1 protein-coding gene is annotated in these 1,597 nt (G+C 71.8%); it reads left to right on the top strand.

Translation table 11 applies throughout. From position 1 onward, the window contains the following. Positions 1-1,281, top strand: a 1,281-nt coding sequence (locus O3W51_RS47930; protein ID WP_269290380.1) for a rolling circle replication-associated protein, incomplete at its 5' end; no start/stop codon positions are given. Positions 1,282-1,597: the final 316 nt, after the last annotated feature.

Genomic DNA, 1,597 nt, shown 5'->3' with positions numbered 1-1,597 from the left:
GGCCCGCGCTTTCGGATCACGCTCGGGCCCGGCTGCCTCACGGTCGGCCACAAGGACCTGGCTCGCGCCGAACGTACGGCCGAGCGAGCCCAGCACCGCGCCCGGATGGAGGCGGACGAGGTCGGCAGCTACTGGGCCGAGTACGTCGGCGACCGGGCCGAGACGCCGCCGCGTGCGCCCATCCACGGCTGGTCACGCCGCTCGCGGGCCCGGCTGTTCCACGCCACGGGCGAGATCGACTACACGCCGATGGTCGTCCTCGGGCAGGCGCCCGTGATGACGACGCTCACGTACGCCGACGACTGGCTGTCCGTGGCGCCGACCGGGAAGGCCGCCAAGAAGCACCTGGAGGCGTTCTACATGCGCTTCGAGCGGGCCTGGGGCGTCCCGTTTACCGGCCTGTGGAAGGAGGAGTTCCAGCGTCGCGGCGCGGTCCACTTCCACCTGTGGCACCCGCGCCCGGATGGCAGCGCGGGCGCGATGCGGCGGCTCACCTCCGTGCGCTACCGCCCGGCGGTCGGCGACGGGATGACGTACGACGCCTGGGTGCTGGAGGTCTGGGCGGACATCGTCGCCCACCCGGACCCGGAGGACCGGGCCAAGCACGCCAAGCACGGCGCGCAGGTCTCCGAGGTGGAAGAAGGGCACGTCAACACCCCGGCCCGGCTCGCGGCGTACTTCGCCAAGCACGGCGCGTTCATGGCGAAGGACTACCAGAACAAGATCCCGCCGGAGTGGCGCAAGGCGGGTGCCGGACCGGGCCGGTTCTGGGGCTACAAGGGACTGGCCCGGACCGTTCGCACGGTGGACGTGGCGCCCGTCGACTCCGACCGCGCCGCCCGGATCCTGCGCCGGATGGCGTCGCGCGAGCGGCACTGGGACGCGTCCCTCAACGGCGGGAAGGGCGGGTACTTCTGGCGGAAGGCGGTCCGCGAGGTCCGCGTCGAACGAGGCGTGCGGCTCGTCGACCCGGAGAGCGGAGAGTGCCGGCCGAAGTTCCGCAAGGCGACGCGGCCGGTGTCGCGGTTCGCGTCCGGCTCCGGCTTCCTGTGCCTGGACGACGCACCGACGACGCTCGTCAACATCGCCCGAGCGCTGGAAATCTGGCGCACCCGCACGCCCGAATCCGAGCTGCAGCTCAGGACGGACGACCGGCGCCGCGCTGCCCGAAAGCGCGTCATCGACGCGCACGGCGGACAGCCGACGGCCGCCGCCTGGCGCCGCGCGCTGTCCCTGTCCGGCACCCCTGGGCCGGACGTGGTGGAGGCTCCAAAGCGATAACTTGCTCGCCCTCGGACGGCCGACGGAGTGTCCGTTCCTCCATCTTGCTCGCCGGTAATTCCCCTCAGCGGAGCGACCAACGGACCGGCGCGGAAGCGCCGCATCGGAGATCAGGTCACCTGATCTACTAGCTTGCTGCCCCGTCGCAACGCCTCCGATGACACCCGTGCCCGGGTGCCTGCCCGGCGTTATTGGGCCCAGTTTGTACTAACTCGCTGTGTCTTCCTGCCGCCCATTTCCCAGCGCCCGGCGCGGTGCAATCAGCGGCTCATCGGCTGCGCCGTCGGCCGCCAGGAGTGCACCCGGGTCGCCACCT

This window comes from Streptomyces sp. H39-C1, assembly GCF_027158125.1.
Classification (GTDB): Bacteria; Actinomycetota; Actinomycetes; order Streptomycetales; family Streptomycetaceae; genus Actinacidiphila; species Actinacidiphila fildesensis.
The sequence above is the reverse complement of the archived record's forward strand: the minus strand, read 5'-3'. Positions and strand labels throughout refer to the sequence as shown.